This is a genomic window from Mycobacterium sp. TH-M25, assembly GCF_057473665.1.
In genome coordinates this window covers 1-6,802 of the sequence record NZ_JBYCLA010000207.1, presented here as the reverse complement: position 1 = coordinate 6,802, position 6,802 = coordinate 1, and the positions used below count along the sequence as shown (strand labels likewise).

Genomic DNA, 6,802 nt, shown 5'->3' with positions numbered 1-6,802 from the left:
GGCATCGTCTGAATACTCCGCTGAGCAGGCGCTGATCTCCGAAGACCGAATGCGCCGGTTCATCACCGATGCCAGCCACGAATTGCGCACACCGCTGACCACCATGCGCGGTTTCGCCGAGTTGTACCGGCAAGGTGCGGCGCGCGATATGGAGATGGTGATGTCGCGCATCGAGAGCGAATCGCGTCGCATGGGATTACTCATCGACGATCTGCTGCTGCTTGCCCGGCTCGACACCCAACGCCCGATCGACCGTAAGCCGGTGGACCTGCTGACCCTGGCCACCGACGCTGTGCACGACGCGCGGGCGGTTTCGCCCGGTCGCGCGATCGCCATCGAGGTGGTCGACGGTCCCGGAACCCCTGAGGTGGTGGGCGATGAGGCCCGGCTTCGGCAGGTGTTGGGAAACCTGATGACCAACGCCTTGCAACACACCCCGGAGACCGCGGACATCACGGTGCGAGTCGGCACCACCAGCGAGTCGGCGATTCTGGAAGTGGTCGATGAAGGTCCCGGCATGAGCCAAGAGGACGCGCTGCGGATCTTCGAGCGGTTCTACCGCACCGACTCCTCCCGTGCGCGCAGCAGCGGCGGTAGCGGTCTGGGATTGTCAATTGTGGACTCCCTGGTCCACGCCCACGGCGGAACCGTGAGCGTGACCACAGCTCCTGGTAAGGGCTGCCGGTTCTGCGTCAGCCTGCCGCGTGCTGTCGACGCCTCCTTGCCCGCCCTCAAGCAGGCGGTAGGCCGGCAAGCGCCGCTTTGATCTTCGCCTGCGCCTCGTCGAGCGATGCCGGGGACGGATTGCGGTCGACGTTGGCGAACCCGAAGTCGCTGAGGCTTTTGGCCGGGAAGACATGGACATGCAGGTGCGGGACTTCGAGCCCGGCGATGATCAGCCCGGCGCGGTCGGCGTCGAACGCCCGGGTGACCGCCTTGCCGATCAATTGGGCGACGGACATGACTCGTCCGAACGTGGCCTGGTCGACGCTCTGCCATTGATCGATCTCCGCGCGCGGCACCACCAGGGTGTGTCCCTGGGTCATCGGCTCGATAGTCAGGAAGGCGACGACCTCGTCGTCCTCGTACACGAACCGGCCCGGAAGTTCGCCGTTGATGATCTTGGTGAAAATAGAAGTCATTGGCGCCGCTTCTCCTGCCCTATCTCGCTCGCACTGTTTCGTTCATCGTCGCCGACGCGGGCCATCGGCTCAGCATATGTCGCGCGATGAGCGCTCAGACGACTCCACCGCCGAACGTCGCGGACAGCTCGGCGGTCGTCCACGGCGTCGCGTCACGGTGGTCCCGATCAGCCACCAGGTCCGGCGCCGGCTTGGGGATTCTGCCAACGAAACCGCTCGCGGCAGCAAGCATTTGGCCAACCAGGTGACCCGCTTTCCCGCCGGGACGTCACGACGCGTTGCCGAAGGTCATCGCCTCGAGGTTCCAGTAGCCGCGCATGTTCGCGATCAGTCCGGCGTCGTTGACGCGGTAGGTGAACACGCCCCGCACACTGCTGGTGATTCCGTTGTCGAACTTGCTGTCCAGCACCAGGATATGTGCGACCTCGTTTGGGTCGCTGGACGGGAACGTCTCCTCGCAGGTGATCGTCAGATTGTTGGCGGCGATGTTGGTGTCGTAGAACTGCGCGACGCCGTCCTTGCCCCGCACGCCGCTGCCCTCGGGATTGGTCACCGACTTGCCGATCGGATCCTCGACCACGACGTCGTCGGCCATCAGGGCCAACCAGCCCTCCCGGTCGTGCGCCTGCACGCAGCGCCAAGAGGACTGGGACGCGGCCAGTGCCGGGGACTTTTCCGCGGTTTCCTGCGACATGTGATTTTCCTATCTACCCTGTCGAGTGGCCAGCTATGGCGGGGTAACGGCCGAATCCGCTGTCACAACTGGCCACTCGGCATCGATTGGGGATTACCGGTCGGCGTCGGTGTAGCGGATCACGCCGCGAATGTTCTTGCCGTCCAGCATGTCCTTGTAGCCGTCGTTGATCTGCTCCAACTTGTACTGGCGGGTGATCATGTCATCGAGGTTGAGCTTGCCCGCTTTGTACATCGACAGCAGCTGGGGGATGTCGAACTGCGGGTTGCCGCCGCCGAAGATGGTGCCCTTGATGGTCTTCTGCATCAGCGTCATCATCGCCAGGTTCAAAGTGACATTGGCGTCCAGCAGGCTGCCGATAGCAGTCAGCACGCAGGTGCCGCCCTTGGCGGTCAAAATCATGTAGTTCTCCACGTCGGCTCCGAGTAGCTCGCCGACGGTGACCACCACCTTGTGGGCCATCAGCCCGTGGGTGACCTCCATGATGCCGCCCATCGCGGCGAAGACGTCGGGGTAGACGTGCGTCGCGCCGAACTTGAGGGCCTGATCGCGCTTCCACTCGACCGGGTCGATCGCGAAGACGTTGCGGGCGCCAGCGGTGACGGCACCCTGTAGCGCCGCCATACCGACCCCGCCGATACCGACGATCGCGACGTCCTCGCCCGGCCGGATGTCGGCGGTCCGCACCGACGAGCCGTAGCCGGTCGTGACACCGCAGCCGACCAGCGCGGCGACCTCGAACGGCACCGACTCGTCGATCTTCACGACGGAGCTCTTGTGCACGACCATGTAGGGGGCGAACGTGCCCAGCAGCGTCATCGGGAAGACGTTCTCACCGCGGGCCTGGATACGGAACGTCCCGTCCGATACCGCGGCGCCGCCGAGCAGGCCCGCGCCGAGGTCGCACAGGTTGCGCAGGCCGGACTGACAGGTCGGACAGTGTCCACACGACGGGATGAACGACAGCACCACGTGGTCACCCGGGGCGAGGTCCTCGACGCCGGGGCCGACTTCGGTGACGATGCCGGCGCCCTCGTGACCGCCGAGAACCGGGAAGCCGCCCATCGGGATTCCGCCGGTGACCAGATGGTGGTCGGAGTGGCACATGCCCGCCGCTTCCATCTGGATTTTGACTTCGTCTTTTTGGGGGTCGCCGATCTCGATTTCCTCGATCGACCACGGCTGGTTGAACTCCCAGATCAGCGCACCTTTGGTCTTCACCGTGAACCTGCTTTCGTCGTTGAACGTCGGTTGAAAACGGCCGGAAGCTCCACGCAAGCAACCGCTTGGTTGAGTGTAGGTCAGCAGGGTGACCCCGGTCACCTGGGGAGCCGGATGTGGCTCACCAGATGGGTACCGGCGCCTGACCGAGCGGGTAGTAGCCGGGCAACTTTTCGCCGGCCACGCTGCGCTGGATGCGGTTCTGCATGCCTGCGCTGAGATCGCCGGACTCGATCAGGTTCGCGAACATCGTCGCGACGTGCCCGAAGTCGAAGAAGTCGCGCTGCCACTCGATCAGCAGGTGGTCGTTGAGTCGGAACCAGCTTCCGCCGATGCCGTAGATCTCGTCCTGGCTGCCGTCGGTCTTATGGACGATCTGCTTCCAGAAGCCGACGATCTCGCCCTGCTTTTCGTCGATCAGGACCTTCTGGTATTCGTACACCCAGTTCTCCAGGCCCTCCATTTCGAGGCCGAGCGCGACGTCGCGAATTTCGTCGACCCCGACGCACATCACGTCCTCCTTGGGTCCGATGTTCCAGCCGTAGGTGGCCTCGGGGGCGTAGAAGTCGCCCAAAGGCCGCCAGTCGCCGGCCTTTTCACAGTCCTTGTTGGCCTGCAGCCAACGCTCAACCCACGCTTCTAAGCGGAAGCGTTCGAAAGACGCCATCGTCAATCTTCTTTCTCTTCGATTGATAAGGCTTGGGTGGGACACATTTCGACAGCCCGCTCGACTTCGTCGCGGGCTGCATCACCGGGTTCGGGATCGAGGATCTCGACTTTTCCGCGTTTGGGCACCCGGAAGTAGTCGGGTGCTTCCAATTCGCACATCGCATGGCCCTGGCACAGGTCCAGGTCAACTTCGACGCGAAAACCCATGAGCTGCCTTATACCTGGCGCTTGCGGTAACGGACCTTGGCCGGTCTCGCCAGCTGCACGACCATCTTGGAGTGGTCGTTGTGATAACTGTCGGCGGGCTGCGCCATCGCGAAATCGTATTCCCGCAACAGGACCGAGAAAATCGCTTTGATCTGCATCTGCGCGAAAGCCGCTCCTACGCAACGATGCCGTCCGGCGCCGAACGGGATCCAGGTCCACCGGTTGACGACGTCGGCCTGCTCGGGCTTGTTGTAACGGTCCGGCTTGAACGCGTTCGGGTCGGGGAAGTCCTCGGGAATCCGGTTGGAGATCGCCGGCGACGCGGCCACGAAGTCGCCGTCGTGGATCGGGAAACCGGCCACCTCGAACTCGCCCTTGGCGACCCGCATCAAGATGATCAGCGGCGGGTGTAACCGTAGCGTCTCCTTGACGACGTTGTCCAACTTGGGAATCGAACGCAGCGCGTGAAAACTCACTTCCTGACCGTCGGCGTAGAGATCCTCGAGTTCGGCCAGTACCTCGGCATAGACCTCGGTGTGACGAATCAACTCGATGAGCGTCCATGCCGATGTGCCCGAGCTGGTGTGGTGCCCGGCGAACATCAGCGAGATGAACATGCCGGTCACCTCGTCGGCCGAGAACCGCGGAGTGCCCTGCTCGTCCTTGATCGACACCAGCACGTCGAGCATGTCGCGATCGGCCTTGTCGGCCGGCGGGTCGGCAATGCGCTGATTCATGATTTCCTGAACCAGCGCAACCAGTTTCACCCTCGCCTCGTCGCGGCGCCGGAAACTCTCGATCGGCAGGTACGGGTCGACGTAGCACAGCGGATCGGTGCCACGCTCCAGTTCGTGATAGTACTCGGCGAACCGGTGATCGAGCTGCTCGCGGAATTTCAGGCCGATCAGGCAGGCCGTCGAGGTGTAGATGGTCAACTCGGAGAAGAAGTCGAGCAACTCGATCTCGCCTTCATCGCCCCAGTCGGTGATCATTTTCCTGACTTCGCCCTCGATGGTTGCGGCGTGGCCTTTCATCTGCTCGCCACGCAGGGCCGAGTTGTGCAGCATCTCCTTGCGCCGTTCGGGACTGGCGTCGAAGACCACGCCCTGGCCGAAGATCGGCGTCATGAACGGGTACGCCTCGGCCTGGTCGAGATCCTCGTCGGCGCTGCGGAAGAAGAACTCGTTCGCTTCGGCGCCGGAGAGGAAGACAACGTGCTTGTCGACGAGCTGAAACCAGCCGACGTCGCCGCACTCGTCGCGGATGCGTTGCATCAAACCGATCGGGTCGGTGCGGAATTCCTCGAGGTGGCCGTGCTCTTCTTCGCCGCCGGAAACTCTTGGCACGGTAAGGGATTTGGTCATTGTCTGGGTATCCCTTCTTCGCCGAGTGCGAGCTTCTGGCGGTCCGTCTTGCCGGCCAACGGAGCCTCGGGCTGAAGCTCCATGTTCGCGATGCAGCCGCCGCGCGGTGTCTCGGCGAGAAACGTGATGGCGCGGCCGAGGTCAGCGGCCCGCAAGAAGTAGTCGTGGCGCGCTTGGCCCCATTTGGCCCAATCCTCAAGTGCAGGGCTGATTTTCTCCGCCGGCAGACTCCAGCCCATCGACGTCTTGGTCGGACCGGGGTGCACGATCGACGCCCGTACGCCGGTGCCCTCCAGTTCCATCTGGAAGTTGCTGACCATCGCTACGAGTGCGGCTTTGGCCGCGCCGTAGGCGCCCATGTGCGGCCGCTGACGCAACGCCACGTCGGATCCGACGAAGATCAGGTCGCCGCGCTGCCGCGCGATCATCCCCGGCAGCACCGCTGAGGCCAACCGGAAGGCGCCGACCAGATGGATCTGCAACTGAGAGTCGAATTCGTCGCCGGTGATCTCGGCGAGCTTGCCGAAGTAGGTATCACCGGCACCGGCCACCAGTACCTCGATCGCGCCGAGCGCAGCGGTCGATTGGGCAACAAAGGAGGTGACCGACTCAGGGTCGGTGACGTCGAGGTGGAAGCCGACCGCCTCGCCGCCGTCGGCGTTGATCTTGCCCACGATCTCGTCGAGCTTCGCCACGCGGCGGGCGCCAAGGGCGACGGGGAAGCCATGGGCGGCCAGTTCGATGGCGGTGGCTTCGCCGATACCGGACGACGCGCCCGCAACGATCGCCGGGCGACGCTCGGGCAGCGGATCAAAGCGGGGCATTCAGCGGACCTCCAGGTTCATCGGCAGGTGGGCAAATCCGCGGACGTTGCTGGAATGGACGCGGACCGCATTGGCCTCGTCGACTTCGAAATCCTTGATCCGGGTGGACAACTCGGTGAGGGCGACGCGTGCCTCCATCCGGGCCAGGTGCGCGCCCAGGCAGAAGTGGGCACCGCTGCCGAAACTCAACAGCTTGGAACCGATGTCACGCCCGATGACGAAGTCGTCGGGATTATCGAACACGCGCTCGTCACGATGCCCGGAACCCGGCAGCAGTAACAGGACGTCGCCGTCGGGGATCGTCGTGTCGTAGAGGGTGAGCTCGCCGGCCACCGTGCGGGCCAGGATCTGGCTCGAGGTGTCGTAGCGCAAGGTCTCCTCCACCCACAGCGGCACCTGAGCAGGGTCGGCGTAGACCCTGGTCAGCTGGTCGGGATTCCGATGGCCCCAAAACGCGGCGTTGGCAAGAAGTTTGGTGGTTGTCTCGTTTCCGGCGATGACCATCAGGAACATGAAGCCGAGGACTTCTTCGTCGGTGAGTCGGTCGCCGTCGATCTCGGCTGCCAACAGCGCCGAGGTCAGGTCGTCGGTCAGCTTCTTGCGCCGCTCGGCCACCATTTCCTGGTAGTAGACGATCAGGTTGAGCGAAGCCTCGATGGCTTCGGGCGGCACATCGGTAAT

General features: G+C 63.8%; 9 protein-coding genes. 1 reads left to right on the top strand and 8 read right to left on the bottom strand.

Annotated features, from left to right (window positions below):
• A partial coding sequence (locus AC2VOU_RS06955) for a sensor histidine kinase (protein WP_486956708.1) occupies positions 1-766 on the top strand: 766 nt, incomplete at its 5' end.
• Here AC2VOU_RS06955 and AC2VOU_RS06950 read toward each other — a convergent pair.
• From AC2VOU_RS06950 to AC2VOU_RS06915, 8 genes are all read right to left on the bottom strand, one after another.
• A complete protein-coding gene (locus AC2VOU_RS06950) occupies positions 732-1,142 on the bottom strand; it encodes an HIT family protein (protein WP_486956707.1) in 411 nt (136 codons plus the stop codon). The genes AC2VOU_RS06955 and AC2VOU_RS06950 overlap by 35 nt on opposite strands.
• A 268-nt stretch (positions 1,143-1,410) precedes the next feature.
• Positions 1,411-1,836 carry a nuclear transport factor 2 family protein gene (locus tag AC2VOU_RS06945; RefSeq protein WP_486956706.1) on the bottom strand — a complete coding sequence of 142 codons (426 nt, stop codon included), beginning with the start codon at positions 1,834-1,836 and terminating at the stop codon, positions 1,411-1,413.
• Between the two features lie 93 nt (positions 1,837-1,929).
• The gene (locus AC2VOU_RS06940) at positions 1,930-3,057 is read right to left on the bottom strand and encodes an NDMA-dependent alcohol dehydrogenase (protein WP_486956705.1); all 1,128 of its coding nucleotides are present in this window, start codon (positions 3,055-3,057) and stop codon (positions 1,930-1,932) included.
• A gap of 121 nt (positions 3,058-3,178) precedes the next feature.
• Positions 3,179-3,724 (bottom strand): nuclear transport factor 2-like protein, encoded by a 546-nt coding sequence (locus tag AC2VOU_RS06935; RefSeq protein WP_486956704.1) that lies wholly within the window; start codon positions 3,722-3,724, stop codon positions 3,179-3,181.
• 2 nt (positions 3,725-3,726) lie between these two features.
• On the bottom strand, positions 3,727-3,933 hold the full coding sequence (locus AC2VOU_RS06930) for a ferredoxin (protein WP_486956703.1): 207 nt from the start codon (positions 3,931-3,933) through the stop codon (positions 3,727-3,729).
• 8 nt (positions 3,934-3,941) lie between these two features.
• Positions 3,942-5,297, bottom strand: coding sequence for a cytochrome P450 (locus tag AC2VOU_RS06925; RefSeq protein ID WP_486956702.1), 1,356 nt, complete (start codon positions 5,295-5,297; stop codon positions 3,942-3,944).
• Entirely contained in the window at positions 5,294-6,121 is an 828-nt protein-coding gene (locus AC2VOU_RS06920; RefSeq protein WP_486956701.1) for an SDR family oxidoreductase, read from the bottom strand. The genes AC2VOU_RS06925 and AC2VOU_RS06920 overlap by 4 nt, the downstream gene beginning before the upstream one ends.
• The coding region (locus tag AC2VOU_RS06915) for a cytochrome P450 (protein ID WP_486956700.1) at positions 6,122-6,802 on the bottom strand (681 nt) is incomplete at its 5' end. It abuts the gene before it with no gap.